The sequence below is a fragment of the Streptomyces sp. NBC_01276 genome, from assembly GCF_041435355.1.
GTDB lineage: Bacteria > Actinomycetota > Actinomycetes > Streptomycetales > Streptomycetaceae > Streptomyces.
Window position 1 is genome coordinate 1 of record NZ_CP108445.1, and the last position, 24,329, is coordinate 24,329.

Annotated in this window: 29 protein-coding genes; 19 read left to right on the forward strand and 10 right to left on the reverse strand. The window is 69.9% G+C overall.

Annotated features, from left to right (window positions below; genetic code table 11):
- Positions 1–275: 275 nt before the first annotated feature.
- From OG295_RS41545 to OG295_RS41570, 6 genes are all read right to left on the reverse strand, one after another.
- Positions 276–974, reverse strand: coding sequence for a mucin-2 (locus OG295_RS41545; protein ID WP_331726144.1), 699 nt, complete (start codon positions 972–974; stop codon positions 276–278).
- A 74-nt stretch (positions 975–1,048) separates the two neighbouring features.
- Positions 1,049–2,053, reverse strand: coding sequence for a DUF932 domain-containing protein (locus OG295_RS41550; protein WP_331726146.1), 1,005 nt, complete (start codon positions 2,051–2,053; stop codon positions 1,049–1,051).
- A 71-nt stretch (positions 2,054–2,124) separates the two neighbouring features.
- A complete protein-coding gene (locus tag OG295_RS41555) occupies positions 2,125–2,697 on the reverse strand; it encodes a hypothetical protein (protein WP_331726148.1) in 573 nt (190 codons plus the stop codon).
- 106 nt (positions 2,698–2,803) lie between these two features.
- Positions 2,804–3,259, reverse strand: a complete 456-nt coding sequence (locus OG295_RS41560) for a hypothetical protein (protein WP_331726150.1) — start codon at positions 3,257–3,259, stop codon at positions 2,804–2,806.
- Between the two features lie 114 nt (positions 3,260–3,373).
- Positions 3,374–3,769 (reverse strand): DUF3846 domain-containing protein, encoded by a 396-nt coding sequence (locus tag OG295_RS41565; protein WP_331726152.1) that lies wholly within the window; start codon positions 3,767–3,769, stop codon positions 3,374–3,376.
- A 678-nt stretch (positions 3,770–4,447) separates the two neighbouring features.
- On the reverse strand, positions 4,448–5,083 hold the full coding sequence (locus OG295_RS41570; protein WP_371681566.1) for a hypothetical protein: 636 nt from the start codon (positions 5,081–5,083) through the stop codon (positions 4,448–4,450).
- An 829-nt stretch (positions 5,084–5,912) separates the two neighbouring features.
- Here OG295_RS41570 and OG295_RS41575 point away from each other — a divergent pair.
- Positions 5,913–6,110, forward strand: a complete 198-nt coding sequence (locus OG295_RS41575) for a hypothetical protein (RefSeq protein WP_371681567.1) — start codon at positions 5,913–5,915, stop codon at positions 6,108–6,110.
- A gap of 467 nt (positions 6,111–6,577) precedes the next feature.
- Here OG295_RS41575 and OG295_RS41580 read toward each other — a convergent pair whose 3' ends face one another.
- The 4 genes from OG295_RS41580 to OG295_RS41595 form a co-directional block, all read right to left on the reverse strand.
- A complete protein-coding gene (locus tag OG295_RS41580; protein ID WP_331726156.1) occupies positions 6,578–7,000 on the reverse strand; it encodes a hypothetical protein in 423 nt (140 codons plus the stop codon).
- Between the two features lie 678 nt (positions 7,001–7,678).
- The gene (locus OG295_RS41585; protein WP_371681568.1) at positions 7,679–8,470 is read right to left on the reverse strand and encodes a hypothetical protein; all 792 of its coding nucleotides are present in this window, start codon (positions 8,468–8,470) and stop codon (positions 7,679–7,681) included.
- A gap of 1,190 nt (positions 8,471–9,660) precedes the next feature.
- Positions 9,661–9,921 carry a helix-turn-helix domain-containing protein gene (locus OG295_RS41590; protein WP_331726289.1) on the reverse strand — a complete coding sequence of 87 codons (261 nt, stop codon included), beginning with the start codon at positions 9,919–9,921 and terminating at the stop codon, positions 9,661–9,663.
- Positions 9,922–10,020: 99 nt separating this feature from the next.
- On the reverse strand, positions 10,021–10,776 hold the full coding sequence (locus tag OG295_RS41595; RefSeq protein ID WP_331726160.1) for a GntR family transcriptional regulator: 756 nt from the start codon (positions 10,774–10,776) through the stop codon (positions 10,021–10,023).
- 241 nt (positions 10,777–11,017) lie between these two features.
- On the opposite strand from OG295_RS41595, the gene OG295_RS41600 reads away from it, so the two are divergent.
- The 18 genes from OG295_RS41600 to OG295_RS41685 all read left to right on the forward strand — a co-directional run bounded on the left by OG295_RS41600 (position 11,018) and on the right by OG295_RS41685 (position 24,281).
- The gene (locus OG295_RS41600; protein ID WP_371681569.1) at positions 11,018–11,224 is read left to right on the forward strand and encodes a hypothetical protein; all 207 of its coding nucleotides are present in this window, start codon (positions 11,018–11,020) and stop codon (positions 11,222–11,224) included.
- Complete coding sequence (locus OG295_RS41605) at positions 11,221–11,502, forward strand: hypothetical protein (protein ID WP_371681570.1); 282 nt, start codon at positions 11,221–11,223, stop codon at positions 11,500–11,502. Before OG295_RS41600 ends, OG295_RS41605 begins: the two co-directional genes overlap by 4 nt.
- Positions 11,502–12,209 (forward strand): hypothetical protein, encoded by a 708-nt coding sequence (locus OG295_RS41610; RefSeq protein WP_371681571.1) that lies wholly within the window; start codon positions 11,502–11,504, stop codon positions 12,207–12,209. The genes OG295_RS41605 and OG295_RS41610 overlap by 1 nt, the downstream gene beginning before the upstream one ends.
- Entirely contained in the window at positions 12,206–12,670 is a 465-nt protein-coding gene (locus OG295_RS41615) for a hypothetical protein (RefSeq protein WP_331726166.1), read from the forward strand. Before OG295_RS41610 ends, OG295_RS41615 begins: the two co-directional genes overlap by 4 nt.
- Positions 12,667–13,704, forward strand: a complete 1,038-nt coding sequence (locus OG295_RS41620) for a hypothetical protein (protein WP_371681572.1) — start codon at positions 12,667–12,669, stop codon at positions 13,702–13,704. The genes OG295_RS41615 and OG295_RS41620 overlap by 4 nt, the downstream gene beginning before the upstream one ends.
- Before the next feature lie 193 nt (positions 13,705–13,897).
- A complete protein-coding gene (locus OG295_RS41625) occupies positions 13,898–14,053 on the forward strand; it encodes a hypothetical protein (RefSeq protein ID WP_371681573.1) in 156 nt (51 codons plus the stop codon).
- Positions 14,054–14,194: 141 nt separating this feature from the next.
- The gene (locus tag OG295_RS41630; protein WP_331726170.1) at positions 14,195–14,350 is read left to right on the forward strand and encodes a hypothetical protein; all 156 of its coding nucleotides are present in this window, start codon (positions 14,195–14,197) and stop codon (positions 14,348–14,350) included.
- A 10-nt stretch (positions 14,351–14,360) separates the two neighbouring features.
- Complete coding sequence (locus OG295_RS41635) at positions 14,361–14,564, forward strand: hypothetical protein (protein WP_331726172.1); 204 nt, start codon at positions 14,361–14,363, stop codon at positions 14,562–14,564.
- Between the two features lie 115 nt (positions 14,565–14,679).
- Positions 14,680–16,380 (forward strand): DUF2637 domain-containing protein, encoded by a 1,701-nt coding sequence (locus OG295_RS41640; protein WP_331726174.1) that lies wholly within the window; start codon positions 14,680–14,682, stop codon positions 16,378–16,380.
- A gap of 20 nt (positions 16,381–16,400) precedes the next feature.
- Complete coding sequence (locus tag OG295_RS41645; RefSeq protein ID WP_331726176.1) at positions 16,401–16,646, forward strand: hypothetical protein; 246 nt, start codon at positions 16,401–16,403, stop codon at positions 16,644–16,646.
- 785 nt (positions 16,647–17,431) lie between these two features.
- Positions 17,432–17,989, forward strand: coding sequence for an XRE family transcriptional regulator (locus tag OG295_RS41650; RefSeq protein ID WP_331726178.1), 558 nt, complete (start codon positions 17,432–17,434; stop codon positions 17,987–17,989).
- Between the two features lie 174 nt (positions 17,990–18,163).
- Complete coding sequence (locus OG295_RS41655) at positions 18,164–18,337, forward strand: hypothetical protein (RefSeq protein WP_371681574.1); 174 nt, start codon at positions 18,164–18,166, stop codon at positions 18,335–18,337.
- A 2-nt stretch (positions 18,338–18,339) separates the two neighbouring features.
- Entirely contained in the window at positions 18,340–19,464 is a 1,125-nt protein-coding gene (locus OG295_RS41660; RefSeq protein ID WP_331726182.1) for a hypothetical protein, read from the forward strand.
- 291 nt (positions 19,465–19,755) lie between these two features.
- On the forward strand, positions 19,756–20,565 hold the full coding sequence (locus OG295_RS41665) for a ParA family protein (RefSeq protein WP_331726184.1): 810 nt from the start codon (positions 19,756–19,758) through the stop codon (positions 20,563–20,565).
- Positions 20,562–21,434, forward strand: a complete 873-nt coding sequence (locus OG295_RS41670; protein WP_331726186.1) for a hypothetical protein — start codon at positions 20,562–20,564, stop codon at positions 21,432–21,434. The genes OG295_RS41665 and OG295_RS41670 overlap by 4 nt, the downstream gene beginning before the upstream one ends.
- A gap of 1,738 nt (positions 21,435–23,172) precedes the next feature.
- Entirely contained in the window at positions 23,173–23,406 is a 234-nt protein-coding gene (locus OG295_RS41675; RefSeq protein WP_331726191.1) for a hypothetical protein, read from the forward strand.
- A gap of 78 nt (positions 23,407–23,484) precedes the next feature.
- Positions 23,485–23,778: a hypothetical protein gene (locus OG295_RS41680; protein WP_331726193.1), complete on the forward strand. Its 294-nt coding sequence runs from the start codon at positions 23,485–23,487 to the stop codon at positions 23,776–23,778.
- Positions 23,779–23,834: 56 nt separating this feature from the next.
- The gene (locus OG295_RS41685; protein ID WP_331726195.1) at positions 23,835–24,281 is read left to right on the forward strand and encodes a hypothetical protein; all 447 of its coding nucleotides are present in this window, start codon (positions 23,835–23,837) and stop codon (positions 24,279–24,281) included.
- Positions 24,282–24,329: the final 48 nt, after the last annotated feature.

The following is a 24,329-nucleotide window of genomic DNA, read 5'->3' on the forward strand; positions in this document are numbered from 1 at the left end:
CGCGCTGGAGAAGTGAACCGCCTCGCTGCGCTGGCGGGCTCGGCTTCGCCGAGCCACGGCCGGCCCTTCGGGCCGGGGTTCCTGCGCTTCGCTCCGGAACGGCCCGCTTCGCGGGCCTTGGTGACCCCGTTTCACGGGGTGCGGGCCTTCGGCCCGTTGGGACGGGTCCGCTTCGCTCCCCCGTCCCGGGGTCCTTCCGGCTCCGCCTCCAGGACCGGCCCGCTTCGCGGGCAGGCGGTAGGAGAGCGGGCCGGGGGCCCCAACTCCCGGGGGAGCTAGCCGAGATCCGCTACCAGGGCGGTGGCGTTGTCGGCTCGCTCGCCGCCGTGGGAAATCGCAGCTTCCACGAAGGTTCGGGCGGCCTTCTGGGGTCGTCCGGTCAGGTAGTCGCTGATCTCGATGCCTGCGTCTTCCAGCGGTTCGTACGCTCCGTCACTGGCCAGAACCAGCCTGCCGATGGCGGGGACCGTGACCGAGCCGAGAGGGGCGCTCGGGGTGGTGTCTCCCAGGTAGGAGGTCACCCGGTTGCGGGCGTAGGGCCCCGGCTCCAGCTCCATGTCGATGAGCACCTGCCTCATGTTGTGATCGGTCGTCAGTCGCCGTACCGGGCTGGTGGGCGCCGGAAGGAGGTAGGCGCGGGCGTCGCCGCACCACGCGATGTGGAGCGGCTTGCCGGGCTCGGCGACCGCGACGACGCCGACCGCCTTGGGCATGTACTGGCCGTACCAGCCCTCTTCGGCGGCCTCAGCGGCCCTTCCGGCGTGGATCTGCTGCAAGCCCTCCAAGGCCCCCTTGATGGCGGCGGCACGGGCAAGTCGGCGCGCGGCGGTGCGCGTCCACCTCTGAATGTCCTCGTCACTGCCGATCCCATCCAGCAAGACGTAGGCGCGGCGGCCCTCGTGGCTGTAGGTGGCGGTCGCGTCGCACTGGTGGGAGCGGCCGCCGATGAGCTGGGCCGTGCTGTGGGTCCTCATGGTGCCTCCGGTCTGGGTGGAAGGGGGCGGGAGGGTTCTCCCGCCCCCCTTGGGTCGTGCTGGCGGAGCGGTGGTTAGACCGCCATGAGGCTGAAGGCGCGTTCCATGACGTCATCGGCGGTGCCGGAGATGACGCGCTCGGCGCGGGCAGCGTGCTTCAGGTCGGGGCTGGTGCCGCGCGCGGGAGCGATGTGGTTCGCGTACTCGGTGATCGCGTTGTAACCCGCCCACGCTGTGCCCCTGATGCCAGCCTGGGTGTCGGCCTCCTCGAACAGGTTGCGGATCGTGTTCCAGCGGCTGCGCTGGTTGGTCTTCTTCCTGTCGCTGTCGGCGCTGCTGACCGGCCACAGCTGCTCGACCACCGTTCGGAGCATCGGGGTGGTCATCTCCGCCTCGATCATGCGCTGGGCGGCCTTCTCGAACTCTTCGGCGTACTTGAACGTCAACCCCAAGGCCTGGCGGGCCTGCGCAATGCGGGCACGCGCCCCAGAGGTGTGACGGACGGTGTACTTGCTCTTTGCCGCGCTGAGGCCCGCCCGAAGGGTGTTGGCGCATACGACCCGCACGGGCGTGACGACGATCCGGAATGCGCTGGATCCGTCATGACTGTTGAAAGCCGCGATGTACAGATCCACGTTGTCGCTCTGGCCGATGGTCATCGTCTGGGGGAGCTTCATGGTCAAGAAGACCTGTCGGCCGTCCCGGAGGGATCCGGCGGTCTCGAAATGCGCTCCGGACTCGTCTACGAGGTAGTTCAGGAACTCGGCGTGTTCCTCGTTCTGCACCGGTACGTAGTCGGTACCGACGACGCCCAGGGTTTCGGGGTGCCCGGTCTTGGGGTGGGTGCGCACGGTCGCCCGGTGGCTGGGGACATCGAGCGTGGCCACCCCATCGGGCGTCAGCTCCGTCGCGTTCAGGCCGACGAGACGGACGTTCCAGTTGTCCAGGGCGGCGAGCTTCATGGCTTCCTGAGCGGTCAGGGCGCTGGTGGTGACGGTCCCCAGGCGGTGCCAGGCGTCCTGGCGGGCGCTGACGAACGCGGCGGTACCGTCGCTGAACTGCTCGATTTCGTGTGCCACGGAGGGTTCTCCTTGTCAGTGTTCTGCGGACGCGGCGGGGGTGCCACTCCCCCGCCGCCGGGGTGCTGCGGTCAGTTCTGCGGGGCGTGGGTGTAGGCGGGGAGCACGGCGCGGACCTTGTCGGCGTCGATGCACCCGTGGTGCCGGTACGGGGAGGGCGGGTTGCCGTTGCGGCCGCGCAGGTGTGACCAGTAGCGGTTGCCCTCCCAGCCGCACAGTTGGCAGCGGACGGCCCAGGGGTTGTCGGCTCCGGGGTACCCGGCGAGGGGCTCCCACCTGTAGGCGTCGAGGCCCGCCACCGCCTTACGGGCCGCGCCCTGGTTGCGGTCGGTGTCGCGCATGCGCGGGTGCAGGAGCGGCACAGCGTCTGCCTGGGCCTGGGGCTGGCTCGGGGTGTCAGGCTGGGAGGTGATGCGCCCGGCCCGGTACTCGGCGAGGAGGTACCGGGCGGCGGCGGCGCTGCCGTCGCCGCCGTCTCCCTGGCGGGTCGCCTCGCTCGCTCCGGTGGGCAGGGCGAACCATCCTCCGTGCCAGCGGAAGACGCGGCCGATCCGCTGGCCGTCCTCGGCGAGCACCGCCCACCGGCATTCGTGGTCGGCCTCGCCGATCCGATATCCGCTCGGGGTGCTGTCGTTGTGGGTCATGGTGCTGCTCCTCTGGGCAGGCCGATATGGCCGCCCGGCTGGTGTGGGGTGGGGTGTGGGCTCGAACGGCCGGCCGCCGGGTGGTCCGGCGGCCGACCAGAGCAGGTCAGGCCAAGGCGGGGGCGTCCACGAAGGTGATCGCCGGGGGGACCGGGTCACACAGGTCGATGTCCTCGGACACGCAGTAAGCGACGTGGCTCTGCTCGGCCGTGGCCGGGTGGGCGGTGAGGTCCCTGACCATCCAGGACATGAACCTCACCCCGCCGTCGGCATCCAGGGAGCGCGCGGCGAGCATGGCGCTGGTTCCCGTCGTCGTGGCGGCCAGAAGAAGCGCAATCACCGTCACCGGATCGTTCTCGTCGTCCTCGTTGAACACGGGCCCGTCGATGAGGCACTGGGCCTCAACGCATCCGATACGGCCGTTCTCTTCCTTGGTGGGCATGACGACCGTGAGGTGGTGCATCCCCTCACCGGCGGCGCAGGCCAGGGAGCGCAGGAGCGTCATGGAGCGGCGGGCGAGCTCACGCGCGGCGGGAAGGTCGTGAGACGGGAAGTTGATCATGGGAGTGCCTCTCGTCGGTGTTCTGCGGTGGGCCTGTGGGGCCGGGTGCCACTCCCGGCCCCCACAGAAAGGGCATCAAGCCGGGGGATCCGCTGCTCGCCCTTCTGGCGGTTCTCAGCGGGTGCGCTGGCGCTGCTGGGGGATCTTGACGGCGGTCCGGGTGAGGTACTGCTCGATGAGCGTGAGGGCCTGGTCCTGTGTCAGGCCGTTGGCGCCGCATGCGGCGAGGTGGTCGGTGGGGCCGGTGAGCAGGACCGGTCCGAAGTAGGGGTTCCGCACGGCGCCGAGCGACCGCAGGACGGGAATGACCGGAACGTTGACCGGCAGGCTGTGAACCAGGGCTTCCTGGTCGACCCAGAGCGTGATCTCTCGGGTGAGGGCGACGGGGTGGGCCAGGTCGCAGCCGAGGGCGGCGGCGGCCGTCGTGGTGGGGCTCCAGTCGGCGAGTTCGAACCAACCGTCGGGCTGGATCACCAGGGCGAAGGGCTCAACGGCTTTGGTGGTGGGCATGGTTCTCCCTTGGACGGGGATGGGGGTTCTTCGGCTGGTGGGCTTGCCGCTCCCTCACCAACAAGAGAATTCTATCGGAATCTAGGCTCACCGAGGGCGGAAACAGCCTCTCCGGCCGACCCGAAAGAGTGATGTATTCCCAGGTCAGATGCGGTTAGGGCCCGGTGGGGGGCGGGCATTGCGGGTCCGGTGCCGGCCGGCCCCGTAGCGCGCAGCGCGGAGGGCAAGGGGTGGGGTGGGGGACAGGGAATGCGGGGGCATAGTGCGCGCGGAGCGCGTGCCCCCGCATTCCCTGTCCCCCCCCCCACCCCGCAGCGCGTGCCGCCAGAGAGTGCACGGCTGGTGGAGCGAAGCGGAGCCGGCCGGGCGCTCTACGCAGCGCAGCGGAGTGACGTAGCGCAGCGGAGTGCGGCACGCGGCCCCGTGGTGGTGGCGGGGCAGGCCCCGCGGGAGGCGTGAGAGCGCGCAGCGCTCGTTCCGGACGCAGCGCAGCGGAGTCCGGCACGCCTTCCGCGGGGCCTGCCCCGCCACCACCACGGGGTGGGGTGGACGGCGCAGCGCAGCGGAGCCGTCCACCCCACCGGCACCGGACCCGCAACGCCCGCCCCCCACCGGGCCGAGAAATGCCTTGAGGGGGTCCCAGCCTGGCGGCCCGGCCCCCTCGGGTGGGGTTGTGTGTCAGTGGTTGTCGTAGAGCCCCTGGGCGGCCCTTACGGCGATCCGGCGGACTGCCGGGGGGTAGCCCAGCCGGTCTGCGGCCTCTTCGGCGTCGATGCCCTCGGTGCGCATCCGTGCGGCGATGCGGGTGGCCCGCTCCTGCTGGAGGTGTTTCTGCGCGGTGGGCGTGGCGATGCCGAGGGCATCGACGGCGTGAGCAGCCGTCACCGCGGGGTCGGCGTCGAGAAGTTCAGCGATGAGTCCGGGAAGAAGGTCCCGGGGGACCATGTCGCCCGACCCGGTCGGCCGGCCGCTGGGCGCGGCCATGGTGCCCCGGGCGGCGCCGTAGGCGCGCAGCACGCTGCGGGGCCAGTGCTCGACTCCAGCCACCACCACGACGTGGTCGGCGAGGCTGGCGTCGGTCTTGTAGCTGTCGATGCTGCGCGGCTTCACATCCAGCACGAAGGCCGCCTCGCGGCGGTCGAGCAGGTCCGCGTCGTCATCCCCGGCCGGGAGGGCCGGCTGCGGCTGGCCGCTGCGGTAGGCCTCGACCTGCTCCAAGTCCCACAGCAGCACCAGAGCACCCTCGGAGCTGACCGGTGAAGGGAAATCCTGCGCGTCGTGCGGCTTGAGCCGACGGAATGTCGGCCACGTCATGCCAAGGGCTTCGGCAAGCTCTCGTCGGCCCACGGCGGTTCGTCCTGCACGGATCATGGAACCTGCTCCTCCAGAGAATGAGGCGCGTCGGCGCGCACCACGACGTGCGGGACCGCCAGGACGGCTCCACAGGCAGAAAAATGCTACCGCATCCAAGGAGCGCCGTACGTGCGCATCCACCGCCCTTGACGCTATGCTCGCCCCGATGATGCACCGGGTTCTCTCGCGTGTGTTCTTCGGTAGGCCGGCGCCCTTGCCACCCGCCAACGGCGGAATTGGGCGTCGGCCGCATTCATTTCACTTCCCGGCTCCCGCTCTGGTCCCTGCCCCGGCATCGCCAGCCCGCCGTCACCCGAGTCACTGCTTCAACCCGACCCGCTCTCAACTTCGCCAGCAGCACCACCACCTGCAGCCGCCAACCATCCTGCCGACGTCCTGCTCCCCACCCGACCACCCCCCTGATCCAGGACCGAAGCCCACGCACCCATTCCCCTTCCCCGCCCACCCCCACCTCTCTCTCCTCACCCGCGGCCTCAGGGGAAAGTCCGCCTACTCACCACCCGCCAAAGGTCACCTGACCAGCGCACATCGCACCCTCACTCCAATTCCGCTTCCCCCCTTCTCTCCCCCTCCAACATCCCCCTACGCTTCCCCCGCCAACGTCCCCCCATGGTTCCCCCCATGTGCGACACAGCCACCCACCCGGGCGGTCCAGGCGGTCCACGAGTCGAGAGCAACACGGCCGGCCCCCAGCCCCTGCCCCGATCGCCGCACGATCGCAGCGCAGCCCCGCCGGTGAACCAGCCGGCTGTTCCGCGACACTGGGCAGATGGACGAACGCCGCCCGCTGGGCACCGGCCCCCGCCCCTCTGCTCCCGCGCCCATGCCCTCAGCCGTGCGCCGGGCCCGACTTGCCGCCGAGGGATCCGAGGCGCCCGGCTCCTCCCCCGCCGAGCACAGCGACCGCGAGCACCGCAGCCGAGCGCGACGGACCCTGGGCCCCGGCAATACCCCGGACGGTGAGTGACCACTCGCAGGGTCAACCTCACCACTCACCCACCGGCTTCCTCACCGACGACACTCACACTCCCCCGACAGCCGGACCAGCCTGGCAGCTGCCCGGCCGGTCCGGACAACGCGCTGACCAGGGCCGGGGACTGAAGCGGTGACTACAGAACCGCCAGTCACCGGCGCCGGAGCAGCATCACCGCAGCCGTCGTGTACAGGCCGCCCGTCCCGAGGGCGACCTGCGCGGGATCGGCCCAGCCCGGCGCCCACCGCACCAGCGCGGCCGCGCCGAGCATGAAAACGGCGCCGAGCGCCAGGACGAACAGGTTCCGCTGGCGCCGGATCCGGACGGTGATTGACCACTCGCGGGGTCAACCTCACCACTCACCCACCGGCTTCCTCACCGACGGCTCACACTTCCGCGGCAGCCGGCTTTGCCGCCCAGTGGCTGCCCCGCCGCTCAGGCATCAGCGAGCAGCACCCCTGCTACGCAACCGGCCTTGCCGCAGACGGTGGGGGCGCGGTGAAGTTCTTCTCGGCTTCGTACCAGTCGCGCAGCTCCCGGGCCGTGAAATAGGTGCCGCCCTCACGCACGATGCCCGCGGGAAAGGGCCGGCCTTGCTTCCGACCCCTGCTCTTGCGGTGACGGGCAGCGTCGTAACTCAGAGGAATGATCCCCATCTCGCACGCCTCCCGCAGCAGAAACAGCTTGGTCTCAGACTCGGGCCCAGCAGTCACCGGTCCGGTCCTGTCGGCGGTATCGGCGTTGCGTTGCTGCGCCAGCTGGACACGAACGCGGGATCCGGGTTCGGCGTGCAGCTCGATGTGCACGCTGTCGCATTCCGCAGCGTCGGGTGGGGTGTAGCGAACGGACAGGACCACGGGACCGCTCGCCTCCTGCAGAGTCATGACCCCTCCAACGACCGAGCAGCACCTCCCGCTACCGGCCAAACCGGCGGCACCGCGAAGACGCCGTCAACAACAGGAATCCCCCCACCCGGCCCGCCGAGCGCACACCACCCTCCCTTCTCCAGGAACGCCCGGGGCGGTCCGGTAGGCGCTCAACGGCCCGCGCGGTGACCGGAGAAGCTGGCTCCCGCATCGCATCGAGTCGCGCTTGCCCCCTATGAGGTGATGGTGGTCTGGACGCCTCCGACTGACGCCGCCCGGCGGCTCGCGGGCAGGCGCGAAACCGCATGGTCGACCCCGCACAGCAGGTCGGCTTCGGCAATGCCGTAGTGAGCCGACAGGCGGTCGAGGTCAGCCAGGGACCACGCAGAGCCCTGCCGGCGACGGACTGCTTCCTGGACACCTGCCCTGACTCAGCTTCAGCCCCGCGCCGAGGTCGGCCTGCGTCTCTCCCGTGGCGTACATCAGGGCAGCAACCGTGAGCTGCAGCAGGGCTTCTGCACTGGGCATATGGGCATCTCCCATCAGTCATGAATTGGCTACATACCGGCCGGTGGGCCACTGAATGACCCATGCCCCAACCGCAAGCCCCACACGCCCCCCTGAGCGCCTCGCGGAGATCACCCCGACCTTGGGGGCAACTTCCGCTTCCGGGGCGCTCAGCGGGCCGCGTAGCGGCTAGAACGGGGCTGTGGCGGGCCGGTCCTGCGACTGCTGGGCGTAGGCGGCCAACTCCGGGTACTCCCGGGCCAGCTGCTCGCGCAGCCGGCGGGTCTCCTCCGCCTCGGCCGTCCGCCGGGCCCGTACGGCAGCGTCTCGGGCCACTTCCCGCTCGGTGTGCTCGGTGTACGCGTCGTCCAGCATCTGCGCCCACTTTGCGGCCACCCTGGCCCGCTCCGCCTGCGCGGCGTACTCGGCCTCGGCCGCGGCCCGCAGGCCCGCCGTCGCCCGCTCGATCTGCCCGGCCTCGACCTCCGCGTGGCACTTCCAGCACAGGCCGTCCTCCGGCCTCGGTCCGTGCCCGGTCGCGTCGCAGTCCTCGCCCTGGCAGTCCCACCACACCGGCGCCGGGCCGGCCTCCCGCGGACCGGGCACCAGGCCCTGACGCCGGTCGGCCTTCCGGTCCGCCCGCCGCTGCTCGCACGCCGGGCACGCCGTGTCACGGTCGATCGTCACCCCGTCCTCGCACATCGGGTCCGGGCAGTCCGTCGACGGACGCACCAGGCCCACCGCGACCCCGACCGGGGAGCCGATGCCCGGCCCGCCCTCGGCCAGAGCCTCCCGGTAGCCGTGCGCCCACCACCGGCGCTCCACCCGCGCCGCCAGCTGCTCCGCGGTCCGCCCGCCGTCCAGCGCGGCCAGGATCGCGTCCCGCAGCACCGCCGGCCGATACTTCGGCAGCAGCGCGACCAGGGCCTCGGGCCAGGAAGCCTCCACCCGGGCCACCGCGGCGGCTTGCTCACGCGACATCCGCGCCCCGGGCTTGTCGTCCTTCCCCGACCGCGAACCCCGGTTCGGCGCGGCAGCGTCGGAGGACGCGGCGAAGCCGCCCCCGCCCTCTCGCGCGCCACCACCGGAAGAAGGCCTACGGCCGTCACCACCGGGATTCTTGGGTTCTGGAGAGGGGCTATGGACAGGGCTATAGACATTGGGCAGCACCGGTGCTGCCACCGTGGCAGCACCGGTGCTGCTGTAGGTGGCAGCACCGGTGCTGCCACCTACGGAATCCTGAGATTCCTCAGCACCCGATCCTGAGGAGTTGCCCGGCTCCTGTTCGGCATCCCGCTGGGCGTGCAGTTTCTTCGTGCTGACCCCCTTGGTCACGCCGCCCTTGCGGACGTGGCCAGCAGCCCGCTTCGCTGCTCGCCGCTCCTCGATGCGCGCCTTCGCAACGTCGGCCGCGATGGCACCTGGAGGTAGCGGGTCGACCCATTCACCATGGCCCGCGTACATCAGAGGGGCGTCGTGCAGCTCATAGACGTTGGCGTCGTGCAGCTTCGGATTGTCAGGGCTCGGCCTCTCATGGATGGTCCACATGCCGGCGACCTCCCCCTCGAAGAGGGTGCGGTCCAAGGTGGACAGGGAGCAGCCCAGCTGACGGGCGAGCTCCGGCCGGTACGGCCGCCCTCGCCGGGTGTTCCGAGTGTGGGTGTCCGCATACGAGACCAAGATCCCGTAGAGAGTTCGCACGTTCGTGGAGTACCGGGGGTCACACATCCACCGGTTGCACGACTGGCCGAAGGGCAGGTTCCCTCCTCGCCGCACCTCCGGGTACAGGCTCACCTGACATCCTCGGTCGCGAAGACCACCTGGAGCTCTGCAAGGAATGGCGCTGCGACCAGAACAGCGATCTTGCTGCCTGTGAGTCGCCGCCACGGCGCAGTGGTCGTGGACGAGTAAACGTGCAGGTCATGCACGGAAGGTCTCCCCGTGATCGGGGAGTCGCGGACAGCGAATGTGACCAGACCGGGCCCCTGGAGTGGTGGCCCCTGTGTGACGGGCCACGTATTCTGGGGTACTGGTGACCACGAGGGCCCTTGGGCCCACGGGCATCACCCCGGCGAGGTCACCTCACCGGACACGACTCGGGCTCTGGAAAGGTAGCGAGTCGGTTGCTGTACGAGGCCGTTCCTGTTGGCGCAGGGGCGGCCTCAGCAGTTTTATGAACTTGTCGGAGTGGTAGGGCGATGGACCAGGCTCTTGAGGAGATGGCTGTAAGCCTTCCGCCGGACACCGCGTGGCTCTGCGACGCCAGTCTCCCAACGAGCGACCTGGACGCGTCCTACGCCAACAGCCGTCGCCACCTGCTGCTGAGTCAGACCAGCAGCGCGGCGCAACGCGCCCCGTTCCTCAACGGCTGGCAGCCAGACCGCCTCGTGGAGCAGATCCTCCACCACTGAAAGGCGTGCTTGATCGATCATCAGATCCACCTCCGGTGCCTGATCTTCGAAAAAGATACACCCTGGCTACAGTGCGCCCTCCGTATCGGCGTCGGCGAGTTGCGGCACGACAAGCACCTATCAGGTGCCAGACAGGGGCAAATTGTCATAGGTGAACTTCAGCCGGTCAGCGGGGGCAACTGCGCGCAGAACCTCCAAGGCCCGGCCCTGGGTGTCGTGGGTGAGGCGCTCCAGGGCGATCACCCACACGCGGCCGCCGATCCGCAACTGAGCAGCTTCATCCTCTGTAGGCGGGCGGGCTTCGACGGTCTCACTGGCACGGGCAGGCTTGTGCCCAGCATGGGTGAGGGCTCCGTAGACCCCGCCGTCGACCTTGCCATCTCTGTCGAGCCCCGCAGCCTCGGCGATCGGCGCCGGATACCAAGCATGCTGAAGCTGGACAACATCGGACGGCAGGATGACGGCCTGGCGTACGCGGTAGACGAGCTCGTCACCTTCGATGAGTCCTAGAAGCCCCGCCAGACCAGCGTCCGCGTGGACGCGCTCCACGGAGACGAACTGCATGTGTCCGTCAAGCCCGAGAGCTGCCGTGGCGGATTCCCACGGGCCCGCGGGCCCGCCTGGCGCCAGCACCTGCCCGTACCTGCTCAGGGGCAAGGCAACCGAGCTGGTCGAGCGAACGATGGTGCCGGCGCGCTTTGACGAGAAGACCAGCCCCTCGTCCGCCAGGGATCCAATCGCCTTGGTCACCGTTGCCTTCGAAACGCCGTACTCGGCCACGAGCTGCGCATTCGTGGGCAACTTGGCACCCACTGCGTACTCCCCCGCCGCGATACGCCGGCGCAGCTCGTCGGAGAGATCTCCCGAACTGGTCATGCGCTTCCACCTCCCATTCAGGTCACACCTTATCGCCTAGGCGTTATTGACAACAGTCGGGCACCCAGGCATTCTCGTTAATGCCTAGGCAATAACGAAGCGGCTGCCGCTTCGGTCCAGGTTTCATGCCCGCCTGCAAACGCAGGTGCCCGGCCGGTGAGGACACACCGGCCGGGCGGCGGAGCGCGGGGTTCCAGCCCCGCGCCCGCTGTCGGGTGGTCCGCTGTGAGAGGACGCCGACGTGGCGATGGTGACAGAGGTAATGCACAGGTGGCGGCTGCGGCGCAGTGTGCGCTGCGCTGCGGTCCGGAGTCGGACGGTTCTGCCGTCCGGGTTCTGCACCGCGGCGCTCGCCGTGCCGGCCCAGGCGGCGCCGGAGGCGCTGGCCCTGGGTGGGGATGAGCTGCGGGTGCGGGCCGGTCTGCGGGCCCTGGGGGTCGAGCTGTGAGTGCCGTAGAAGGGGGGACCCCGCTGGCGGCGGACTGGTTGGACCGGTTGTGGGAGTACGCGGACCTGGCCCCCGCTCCGGCGGTGCGTCGGGAGCGGTCGGGCGGGCCGACCTGCACGGCCGTGGACCCCACGATGGTCTTCCCGGAGCCGCAGGAGTTGACCCCGGTGGAGCGTGAGGCGCCGAGGGTGTGCGTCGGCTGCCTGGTACGCGACCTGGGCTTGGCCGTCGTCTCGGTGTTCAACTTGTACTGGGCCGTGGCGAAGGCGGGTCTGTAATGCGCCGCCGCCCGATCGAGCCGACCGTGATCATTCCGCCGCGGGCCGGGGGAGGAGACCCCCCGCCCCCCGCCCCACCCGCCCCGCCGACCGAGCCGCCGGCCGAGTGGTACGACGCTCCGGCGGACCCTCCGGCGGCCGGAGGGACGCTCGTCGTCCGCGAGTCCGTGTACGTCGAGCACCACTACATCGAGGCGCCCCCGGCCGAGGCCCAGGCCAAGGCCAAGCAGCCCGGCTGGTACTCGAAGAACCCCCGGATCCGGTTCACCGCCTTCAACCTCTCGGCGGGGATGGTCGGCCTCTCGCTGATGACCACGTTCGGCGGTGGCGTGGACCTGCTCGCACGGGTGGCTGCGGACCCGGTCCCTATGTCGACCACGGTCGTCACCGTCGTTGCCGCTGCCGCCGGGTGGAAGTGCTGCCGCGTCTTCCGCCCCATCGGTCCGATCGGTGGCGCGATCGTGGCCGCCTACTGGGGGCAGGGCACCAGCCCGTTGCTGGCCGACCTGTACGCCGACGCCGGGAAGGGGCCGGGGCTGATCGCCCCGCTCGCCGTCTCAGCCGGCGCCGCACTCGCCTGCTGGTTCTTCATCGACCGTCGCCCCCAGATCCGCCGTTGGCCCCTCTCCGCCCGGTGGGTCGCGCGGATCCCGCTCGCCGGTGTCGTCCTCTCCTGCCTCCTCTACACCTCCTGGAAGGCCTCATGAACGTGCAGCTTGCCACCGAGACCGTGATCGCTGCGGGGCCCATCCTCGGTCAGGTCGGCGTCCCCGCCATCGCGATGGCGGACGGCATCTACCTCTTCCTCGGGCTGCGCGGTGCCAAGCGGGTGTCCCTCACCCGCGACAAGGCCGCCAACATGGGAGCCGTCTTCGGTGCCCTCGGGACCGCCGCCGGAGGCACGCTCGCCCAGGCCGTCCAGGGTCTCGGCAAGGTCCCCACGAGCATTTTCGACGGCGTCGGACAGTCCCTCTCCGGCGGTGACTTCGGACTCGCTGGTGCGGCGCTGATCCTCGGGATCGTCACGTACGTCCCCGACTGGAAGAAGCTCTCGATCCCCGCTTTCGGCGGGATCGGGCTCGGGTCGACCGCCGTCGCAGTCGGAGGCCTGTACCTGATCGTCAACAACGTCCTGATCATGGTGGCCCGAGGGCTGGGGGCACTGTGACCACGGGGGAGTCCGCAGCCTCGGTGCTGCGCGGGGTCGGCCCGGTGATGCGTGCGTGGTGGACCGGATCCCTGGTCATGAGCCGGTGGACCTGCGGCTGCGTCCGCAGGGTGATCGGAGGCACGTGGCTGCTGCTGCGGACCGATCCGGAGGCCACCCGCTCCGTACAGGCCAAGGCCGACAAGGCCGCCACCGCGAAGGCGAGGGCCACGGCCAAGCGCCGTGCCCCCTCCGACGAGGGGGAGGGCGAGGCGGAAGAGGCTGAGGAGGTCAAGGCTCCCCCGGTCCAGCCGGTGCTCCGCCCGCTGACCGACACGCTCATGCTCGCCGCCGTCGCCGGGATGCTCGCGTCCGGCGCGGGCGGCGCAGCCGCGGCCGCAGCGTGGCCGTACGTGCAGCAGCTCGGGCAGTGGCGCGGGCTCATCTACTCCGGTGCCCTCGTTGTGTGGTCCGTCGGCGCCTGGATGCTCTCCCCGACCCCTCCGCCCCTCGACATCGTCGAGGGCCAGGGCGAGGAGGACCCCGGGCCACCGGATGACGACCCCGCAGCCGGCGCCCCCGCCGACGAGCAGGTTCCCGACGACGATGACGGGACGTGGCTCGACCTTGCAGAGGTCGCGGCCATCGTGCAGGACGTCGCCGCCCGCCACGACCACACGGGCGTTCACCTCGCCGATCTGCTGGCCCACCCCGAGTTCGAGGGATGGGACCAGGCCGAGCTCCGCGCGGCGTTCGAAGACGACTGGCATGTACCAGTCGTGGAGTTCAAGCTCCGGTACCCCGTCGAGGGCCTGAAGAAGAAGCGCGAGCGGGTGCGGATCGGGGTCCGCCTGGCGGACCTCCGGGACCGCCTCGCAGAGGCTCCCACAACGGTCCCCGAGAGGGGTCAGCAGACCCCCGCCGAGCACCCCGTCCAGGCCCCTGTTCAGGCTCCCGTCCAGCACCCCGTCCAGACCCCTTACCCGGGCCTGTATCTGGTGCGCTCCGAGCCCCTCCCCGAGCCCCCTCAGGGCCCCCGGACGGTCGCGGGGTAGGCCGGTAGAACCCGCAGGTCAGAGCGCGTTCCTACCGCCCGCCTACCGTCCTGCCTACCCCCTCTTCTACTGGGCTTCGCCGCCCGGAAGGGCCCCTCTCCGAGAGGGGCTGAAAGGCACGAAAAAACCCGCCCCGGGCCACCTACCGAGCACCCCGGGACGGGCGTCCACCCCAAGAGATGGAGAGACCATCATGACACTTCGCCAGCCCAAGCCCGACCTCACCGACCCGCGCCTCCAGGGCCACGAGACCACCTACAGCGCCTCCCGCGGCGGCTGGATCAAGCAGCCCCCCAGGCCTACCCCTGGCGCGGGTGTGGGCAACACCAGCTCGAAGGGCGGTCGCTGAGATGGCGCGACACACCTCCCCGACCTGCCACGGTCGGCGCATGAAGCGGGACGCCACGCGGGGCACCTATCGGTGCGTGGAGTGCGGTACCTGGACCGCCCGTCTGCTGGCCGCCGGTCTCGCTGTCTTCGGGAGTGCCCGATGACGCAGAACTTGCAGGCGGCGGCCGCGCAGGCCGCAACGCAGGCCGAGGCCGCGAAGCTGGCCGCCGAGGCCGCCGCCGAGGCTGCCCGCCGCGCCTCGGAGGCCGCCGCCGTCCTCGTGGCCGACATCGCCGCCCATCTGTCCGGCCGCTGAGGAGGCATCCGTGACCGACAACCTGACGCAGGCCCTGGCCGCAGACGACGCGGACGAGGACGCCGGTATGCACCCCGACGACCGGACGGCCTGTCACACCCACCAGGCGTGGGCGCACGACTGCTCCGGCCGGCACGTCCAGCCGACGGCCGGACAGCTGCTCGCCGCAGCACGGGAAGTCGACCGTATCCGCGCGCGAACCCACCACCACTAGCCGCTTTCAGACCCGGAGGGCGCCCCGGGCAACATGGGGGCGCTACCGCAACAACACCAGCACCACCGGGCGGGACTCCGGTCCCGCCCGGCCGACCACCAGCAGAGGGAGACAGATGACCACCACGATCGAGTCGGGCACGGTCCCGGCCCAGCACGCCCCGACGCCCGCTCCGGCGACCGACCGCCCCGAGCCGGTCGCGCCGGAGGCCGCTCCGCCCATCGCACCGCCCGCTCCGGTCACGCCCGAAGCCGCTCCGGTCGCCCCCCGCGCCTGGTCCGCGAAGGCGATGCGCGCCCTGATCGTCGCCGCCGGACTCTGCGCCGCCGTCGTCGCCAGCATCGGGTTCGTCGGCTCGTACACCGCCCTGCGCGACCTTGCCATGCGCCGCGGATTCGGAGACTTCTCCTACGTCTTCCCGGTCGGCATCGACGCCGGAATCGTGGCCATGTACGCCCTGGACCTGATCCTGGTCTGGCGGCGGATGCCCAAGCCGGTCCTGCGGCTCCTGGCCCACCTCCTGACCCTTGCAACCATCGTCTTCAACGCCTACTCCGGCCGGTCGCCGCGAGAAGACCCGCTCGGCGCTGCCATGCACGCGGTCATGCCCGTGCTGTTCGTCGCGGTGGTTGAGGCCGTCCGGCATCTGATCATCAGGACCAACCGTCTGTCGATGAAGGCAGCCTCGGACAGGGTGCCGCTGCACCGCTGGGTGCTCGCCCCCTGGCCCACCTGGTGCCTGTACCGACGCATGCGGCTGTGGGAGATCACCTCATACGCGCAGATGGTGGCCATGGAGAAGGACCGCACCGTCTACCGGGCATGGCTCCAGCACAAGCACGGGCGCGGCTGGAAGAGGAAGGCCGGCGCGACTGCACTGCTCCCCTTCACCATGGCGCCTTACGGCCTGACCGTGGATCAGGCCCTGGTGCTGCCTGAGGAGCAGAAGGCGGCCGAGGACGAGCGCGCGGCCGCCGAGCGGCAGCGGGCGGCAGATGCCGAGGCCCGTGAAGAGCAGCGGCAGCTGGAGGCTGACGAGCGCGCGGCCGCCGCACGCATTCGGCGTCGGGAGATTGCTGCCGGGGAGACCAGGGCGGAGCACCGGATCACGGCGGAGACCACCGCGGTCGAGGCGAAGTCGCGTGCTGCGGGGGCGGCGGCCCTTGCCGAAGCGCAGACGGCCGAGGCGACGGCGGCGGCCGACGCGGAGGCGGCGACGCACACCGCCCGCCTGTCGGCGGAGGCCACGCGGCGTCAGGCGGAGCGCGACGCGGAGGCAGCGGAGCGCGCCGCCGAGCGGCAGGAACTGGCCGAGCGTACGGCGGAGGAGGCCGAGGCGGAGGCCCGCGAGGAGGCCGCCCGGCGGAGCGCGGCGGAGGACCGCAGGCGCACGGCGGCTGCGACGGCGGAGGCCGAGGACAAGGAGCGGCGCGCGGCGGAAGACAAGCTGCGTGCGGCGGAGGCCAACCGCATTGCCAAGGAGCACGGCCGCGCCGCGGCGGAGGCCGAGAAGGCGACGGCGGAGGCCGAGCGCTCGACGGCGGAGCACCGCGCCGCCGTCGAGCGCGCCGAACTCGCCGCCCTGGAGGCGGAGGACCTGGCCCGGCTCGGTATCCGGGAGCGGGCGGAGCGCAAGGTCGCCCGGATGATCCTCGCCGCCTGGTCCGCGCTGCCGGCCGGGGAGCGGCCCGAGAGGCCGCACATCAAGTTGGTGTCCCTGGAGGACGTCGGCAGCGTGCTCAACGTCTCGCGGACCATCGCCGGGGACCGCAGGCAGGCCGCCATGGACCTGATTGAAGCCGGATACGCCGGCTGACCAACCGAGAGGAGAAGAGGATGCCGACGTTCGGAAAGGTCGGAGGGTGCACCGCCACGGCGGTGTGGCTGATCGAGGGCTACAGCGGTGACGGCCAGGACGAGGACGACATGAGCCTGGACCTCACCGTGTACGCCTGCGAGCAGCACCGGGAGACGGCCGAGGACGAGTGGCTGCGGGGCCTCGCCCCGGAGACCCTGCCGGCCGGGCGGACGCTCCACTGGTGCGGCCAGTTCACCGACTACGACCCGGAGGCCGGCGGGTGACCGGCCAGCACGACATAGAGCGGGGCCCGCGGCGCTGGAATCGCCGCGGGCCCCGCCCCGTTTCTACCGTACGGCCCAACACGAGGGGCCGCCGACAAGCTGCGGTGGATACCGCGTTGATGAAGAACGTGCTACCTGGTCTCGATCCAGGTTCCGCGGATGATGTAGAAATCGTCGCTTCCGCACCAGGCGTTGGAATACCTGCTGGGTCCCGTCGTCGTCCAGGGACCGGGCTGCCACAGACCGAACTCATTCCCCCACTGGTCCCTGCCGACGCAGTTCGCCACCACGCGGAACTGCCCGGTGCCGCCATCACACCAGCCCCACGCGTGCAGGTCGGATTGGGAGGCGTACGAACCGCACTTGCTGGGTGCGGCGCTTGCTGTGACTGGTGTGGCTCCTAGGAGGGTGACAGCCATGATCACGGCTGCACCGAAAGTGCGACGCTTGTGCATGTGGTCCCCCGTCGGCTGCTGATGAGTTGCCTTGCCATCAAGGGAAGCAGCCATGTTCCCGCTTCCCACAGGGGCTTTCGCGTCAGCTGTCGAACCCTGGCTGACTCTGATACGCAGCTTCCGTGGCGAATGAGGCGCAGGGTGCGGAGAGGGCCAAGCGGGGCCCGCGGCGCTGGAATCGCCACGGGCCCCGCCCCGTGCAGTTCTACCGTACGGACCCCGACGGGGAAGTCGGCTCCAGCGGTCCCGTCGTGCGGGGTTGCTGCCCGACCGCACCACCAGTAGAGGATCATGAAACGTTTCCCGGGATGGGAAGGAATCGGAGGGGTCATGGGGGTCGTCGGAGACAGCCTGGACCGCGCAGGGGAAGCCGCGTTCACCCGGCCGATCCCGCGCAGCGCGGGCGCGCAGATGCGCTACCTGGTCAAGCAGCACAAAGGCTCCAGCAAGGCCGTGGCCGCCCTGCTGGGCATCTCGCAGCGCACGGTGGAGCGCTACGTGAAAGATCAGATCAAGCAGCCCAAGCCTGCGCTTGCGGAGCGGATGCGGGCCGAGGTGAGGCGCCGGTGGCAGCCCCTGGTGCGCAAGCGCGCCCGGGACCAGGCCGCGAAGTCCACCGGCCTGGTCATCGAGACCCGCGCCCGTTTCGGGTTCACCGCAGCCCCCGGGACGACGGACGACGGCCGGATGCGGCGCATCACCCAGCACCTGCCTCCCGAGTTCGCGGGCCGGCTGCTGGCAGCCCAGGATGCCGGCGCCGCCGAGGCCGAGTTGCAGCGGATCGCTGCCGAGGGACTGCAAGAGGTCTACTTCAAGGACAGTGGCGGCCGTGCCCAGCAGCTGCTGGTGGAGTTCACGGACATCGACTACATCGACGTGAACCTGTAGGCCGCTCCGTATCCGCGTTGCCGGACAGCGTCCAGGGCTGCGGCGATCCCAACGAAGGCGAGGAACGGGCGGTCCCGGCTTCCCCGCGAGGTTTTCCCCGTTTCACTGGAGCAGGCATGGCGTCATGGAGACGCTGCCGAACGGTTCGGCAGCGAGCACCGGAGGACCAAGCCCGTGAACACCAACCAGCTTGCCCCAGAAGGCGGCGGCGCCCCGTCCCTGTTGGCACTGCTCTTCGCGGCCGCCGCTGCCGTCGCAGCCGCACACAGCGACGCCTGGGCGGGCGCTGTGGGAACTGCGGCCGCCGTGTACTCCGTCCTCGTCACCGGAAACGACCAGAGGAACTGACCATGGCCCGTACACAGCCTTCCGCCGCCCACATCGCCCTCGTCAGCGCCATCGAGGAGCACGGGGAGACAGCCACCCCCACACAGATCGAACGGTGGCAACAACAGATCTGGCTGCCCAAAGCCGCGGAATGGTTCGAGCCCGACTCCTCCACCCTCAAGCCCAAGATCCTGACCCGGGCCGTGTGGCTGGCGCACACTGCCCGCGCCGGCCGCAGCATCGGGTGGCTGGGCTGGGTCTTCTGGGCTATCGATGACACCCCGGACAGCGCCCAGAGGCTCCGGGCCGCCCTGGTCACCACCATCAAACGGCCATTGGCACGGGCAGGCATCGAGCAACTCCCCGCGGGTGATTCAAACCAGGCCTTCCAGGCCCGCCAGGACGCGGCCGCCCGGATGACGGCCAACCTTCGGTCTCCCCGCCGGGACTTCGACGGGCTCCTGCGCGATGGCGCAGCCGCCGCAGGTATCCAATTGCCCCGCTCGCCCGCGACCGCCGTCCCGAACATCTTCGACCGGGCTCTTGTGGAACCCGGAGCCCGGCTACTGCTCGGCGGAGCAGCCGACGTCGGGATGGACGACCTGCTGAAGTCGTGGAAGAAGGCGTGGCCGGAGCACGCCGAGATGATCGAGTACATCCGCAAGGCGCACCAGGAGGCTGAACTCGCCGGGACGGACCTGATGGCGCAGTCGCCCATGGCCGAAGGCATGGCCGGGATGGTGCGCGCCATCGAGTCGGCCGAGGACAGGAAGCTGTGCGCGGCGGTGCGCAGCTGCACGAAGGCCTCCGGCGTCCTCGGCGTGCTGTTGCAGCGCGCGGCGTGCGAGCCGCAGATCCTTGGCCGGCTGACCGGGGATGCGATGTGGGACCAGTGGGCGCGCGTCGGCGGCATCACACCGGACGGGGCAGCCGGCGCGGCCGCCGTGGCGATCAGCACCTTTCAGTACCTGGCGATCCCCGAATGGGCTGCGGACCTCGACCGTTATTCAGCCGCCATGCACGCCCTGCTCGCCGCCTCTGCCGAAGGTTCGACGACCACCCCGCACATCCCCCTCGCCCAGGCCGAGGACACCGCACAATGCCCCCACGCGCGGCAGGGCACCGACCCGATGCCGCCCAACTGCTGACCCGGATTCGTCCCACGTCCAGCACACCCCCGGGCCACCTCGACCGCAGTCGACTCCCACATGGTGGGCGACTGCCACACCGGGCGCAGGGCAGTTGAGGATGCTCTGAGGTAATCGGCCGTACCTGCGGTATGGCACAGTCGCAGGCCGAAGCCGACCGATGCCGAGCACACGCGCGAGGCAAAAAACAGGTGTCAGAAAATTCTGACACTCCAAATCCGGCGCCGGGCCACGTGAAGCCAGAGGGTACGCTGCGGGCCATACACCATGGGATTTTCAGAGAGGGCGGGCATGTCAGGCAAGCGCGTAGCGTCGTACAGCGAGAAGGGCGGGGTGGGGAAAAGCGCGCTGGCCGCAGGCATGGCCGCAACGGCCCGCCGCCGCGCCCTCGCCGGCAAAATCGGGACCGTATACGCCACGGACTTGGACCCTCGTGGCACCCTCACCTCTGAACTAGGTCTCGACCCCGAGGCGCTGCCGTGCAGCCTCAACGACCTCCTGGCAGCTGACCCCAAGGGCGAAAAGGGTCTGGCAGCCGACGTCCTGCTGGAGGCCTCCGAGGCCTGGTCGGGCATCCGCGTCCTGGCCGCCGAGCGGGCCCTTGCCCACCGCGAGACGGACCAGTCCACCGGCATCGAGTTCCGGCTGCGGAACGGCCTGGACGGGGTCGTGAAGGACAAGGACCTTGCGGTGATAGACCTTCCGCCCCGCGCTGGCGGCAAGCTGGTCGTCGCAGGACTGACGGCAGCCACCCACGTGGTCATCCCCGCCACGCTCGACGAGGACGGCCGGATCGGCGCCCGCGAAGCACTCGACACGATTCGGCAGGTCCAGGAGACCTACAACCCCAGCCTTCAAGTGGTCGGCATTGTGCCCAGCATCGTGCCCGGCGGCAAAAGCACCCTCGGCGACGCCATCGGGAAGTTCCTCGCGGACACCTACGGCCCCCTCTACCGCGACGACCTCGCCATCCCCCGCTACTCGATCCGCCAGCAGACCCGCTTCGCCAAGGTCCCGATCACCACCCAGACGGGCAAAGAAGCGGCTGCGCTCATGAAGGCGTACGACGACATCCTCTCCGCTGCAGGGGTGGCCGAATGAGCAAGAAGAACCTTGTCGCCCAGGGGATCGCAAGCCTGGAGGCCGAGACCACTCAGCGTGCGAGCCGCGTCCCGCGGGCGGCCGACGCGAACCGGGATCCAGCCCTGCCTGCACAGTTCCAGCCGGCCGAGGTCCCCACTGTCGCCGCTCCGGCCCTGATGCCGCCCTCGTTCGAGACGTCCGCCCTGGAGGGGATGGACGAGGCCAAGCAGGTCGAGACCCTTGAAGCGGCCTACTGGGACGCGGACCGCGCGGAAGTCCGCAGCTTCCAGCTCGCCAAGATGCGGGGCAGCGTCCTCAAGGGGGAACTGCTGCAGCTGCTGCTCGACCGGCGTGCCCATGAGCACCGCGGCCTAACCGTCGGGGATTACGCCGAGTCGTTGGGCGTCAAGCGGCAGTACGTGTACGACCTGATCGGGGCGGCCAACGACATCCGGGTGCTGGCCCCGCTCATCGAGGAGACCTCAACCCCCGTGGTGGCCTCTCAAGCCGCTGTCCTGGCTCCCCTGTACAAGGCCGATCCGGAAGCGGCCGGCCTGGTACTCCAGGCCGCCAAGGACACCGGCAAACTGTCCGCGGCCTCCCTGACCACGGCAGCACGTGACCTCGGACTTCTGCCCCCCGCAGAGACCCCCGCCCCGCAGCCGGCACCCCCTGCGCCCGCTACGGCCGCCGACGCGGCGAGCCGCCTGGCCTTCGCTGACGCCTACAAGGTGCTCGCGCCCAAGCGCATCGAGCAGTTGGTCCAAGAGAACCCTGCCGCAGTCCTGGACCAGGCCGAGGCGATCGAGGCGGAGATCATCAAGGTCCAGCGACGCGTGGAAGCCGCCAAGAAGGCGGCCCGCAAGGCCATCGGCACTGAAGCCTGACCCAGCCGTAGAACCGGAGCCCCCGTACGCCAGACGTGCGGGGGGTCTTGGTCTATCGGGCCCCGTGTGGCCCCCGCTTGATCATTGACCGGTATACCTGTGTCGGCCGCAGGGCGGGGTGACCTTACGAACGACGAGTGGGTGCAACTTGCCCCACATCTGAAGGAGAGCATCACCCGGGCTCGTGGAACCCGGAGTCCCCGCAGCCTCACTCCAGGGCGCTTCGCCGCGGCGGATCGCCGTGCCAGACTCCCCTCAGGCAAACAGAACAAGCCAAACCGCCAACCGACTTACCTTGCGTCATCTTGCCTTGAGTGACATTGAGTGCGATTGAGTGCCCATTCTCGGGAGACAGCACCGACTTGACCAGGTGGAACGTTGCCCGTGGCAGTTTTCGTCACGCGTCCTTTGGTCGCTGGCTTACTGGCCCTACTCTCCAGATGCCGAGCCGGATCCGGCAGCTCCGATCACTTCCATATCCACTGAAAGGGGACTTCGTCGTGCCTGAAAACGGCTGCTGAGTGGAGTACGTGCCCACAGAGTCACGAACCGGCCATTTCGGCGCGCATTCTCACTACGCTCTGGCTACACCCTGACTACGTTCTCGCGCCCTCATCCCCTGGTCAGGGGCCATGCAGTGCTGCTGGCGACTTCCGATGGCTGTGCCCGATGCCCTCGGCGGCCGAGCCCTACTCTCGCTGCACCAGGCCGGATCCGGCCCGTATCCCAGTCACAGCCACGCCTTCACCGAAGGGATCTCCGCCATGCCTAAAAACACCCCGCCAGCGCCGAAGAGCGCACTCAGCCGACTTCTTCACAGCGCCGGGCAGTCCGCCCTCCAGGGCGCCGCCTTCAAGCTCGGCGCCGGGGCGGTGACGTTGCTGATTCTGTGGGCTCAGGCGATGTAGCACACGCCGCATCGCGGACCGTCGCTCGTCTCCGACCCTCGCGCGGAACGACTCGGCCATCGCCGGGGCAACGGCACATGTAACGAGGGGCCCGCCCCCCCTACTGCCAGGCAGCCCTAACCAGACATGTTCCCGGCGCCTGCCGTGACGCGGTTCCGTGCGGTTCCGTGCGGTTCCATGCGGTTCCGTGCGGTTCCGTGCGGTTCCACGCGGAAGCCTGCTGGATGCCGCGCCGAATGCGTGGCCGGGACAAGTCCGAGCCGCTTCGCCTTGCGTGGCCGCTCTGCCACACTCCCGTCAGGCAGGGAGAACCAGCCAATCCCGCCGTGGGGTTGGTCGGCGTAGTTAGTCATGGTTGCCCCCTGGTTAGCCACAGTTCGCCGTCCGACCAGAACAGATCGGCTCCACAAGGGAATCCATCAGCGCAAACAGCGCTCATGGCGGGTTCCGGAGGAGCTGTTCGACCCGGTTCAGCGCCACGCTCTACTCTCCATTCAGCAGGCCGAATCCGGCCGATCCACCGCTAGGCCGCCATGGAAAGGATCTTCGTCGTGCCCGAAACCTGCTCCGTGTGTGGCGGCGACCGCCCGAGGTCGCGATCTGGTCATCCCCTACTGCGGCGGCTTAGAGCGTTCTAGAGCGTTCTCGACCTATCTCGACCCTGCTCTACCTCGCGGTGCCTGGAACTGCCTTTCACCTGCGACAACGCGCCTGTGTCGGCTTTTGCACATGGCCGTCGCCAGGTCCAGTCGGCGCTCCTACTCTCCAAACACACCCCGGTTCTCGGGGACGTACCTCTTCAACCTGCCTTCGACGAAGGGAACTTCGCCATGCCCTCTTGGCTGCGTATCGCCTGCCCTGCCTGCCGTCGCTCCGTCGCCGTGAGCCCGGACACCCGTCACCTGGCCCGGCACGACCCGCCGGGCCCCCAGAACCGCCGCCACGGCCTTCCACCGATCTCCTGCATCGCCTCAGGTCGCCTCATCCCGACGGGTTCGGATCTGCTGCTGCCGATGTTCGAGGACGCCGAACCAACAGGCGACGAGGAACTCCAGCTCTTCTGATCAGTCGCACGGCCAGTACCCGAGGCCGGGGCGAGGCGGGATTCGGTACGCGCACCGAGAACGCAAAGCCAGCGCCGTGTGCAGCGGCGCGGGCTGTACGACGTGCTCTCCGGGCAGCCCGCCGCCGACAGCGGCTTCGAGGGATTCAACGACCTACGCCTGATCGAGATCCTGAAGAACCTCACCGAGGAAGAGCGCGTGGTGGCCATCGCACGCAGCCGTCCAGGGGTCGCAAGCTGGCCCGAAGCCGCTCGAATCGCCGGCTTCCTGAAGCCGGAGAAGGTCGGCGAGCAAGTCCGCCGGAAGGTGAAGCGGCTTGCCAATCAGCTCACCGGCCGCGAGACCGAGGATGGTACTGGGAGCGGCCGGTGAGCGCCGCAGATGACGAATCCCGCCAGCTGAGGGACTCAGGCAAAGGAGTTGTTGACATGGAGGTCACCGTGGGGACAGCGCTACGGATCGACGTAGATGGGGCGGTCGTCGTACTGCCGTGGGCGGATGACGATGCAGCATGCTCGGCTCAGGTGAGGGAGGTGGTTGGCGGCCCTGCGGACCGGGCGATCTACCACCGGAAGGCGCACCTTCATGTGCACGGCAATGGGGCAGCTGAGGGGCTGCCCATGAACCTGGCTGCCTGGGTGCTGGCGTCGCAGTGGCGGGGGATGGAGATCTCGTACGGCTTCTACGGGCCGGTGCTGGTGACGGGACCTGATCGGTCTGCTCTCCCTGAGGGGATGGCCGCGGAGGTGCGCGCGGTGTGTGCGGCAGTCGCCGAGGTGCGACTGGAGTGGATGACCCGGCCGCCGGCAGGGGAGGCCGCGGCCCGTGCGGAGGTTCTGGCTGCTGCCCGGCATGCGGTAGCGGCGTTGATCTGATCTCTTCCGAGCCTGTTGTGGGGGCCTGCGTCGGCAGGCCCCCACGTG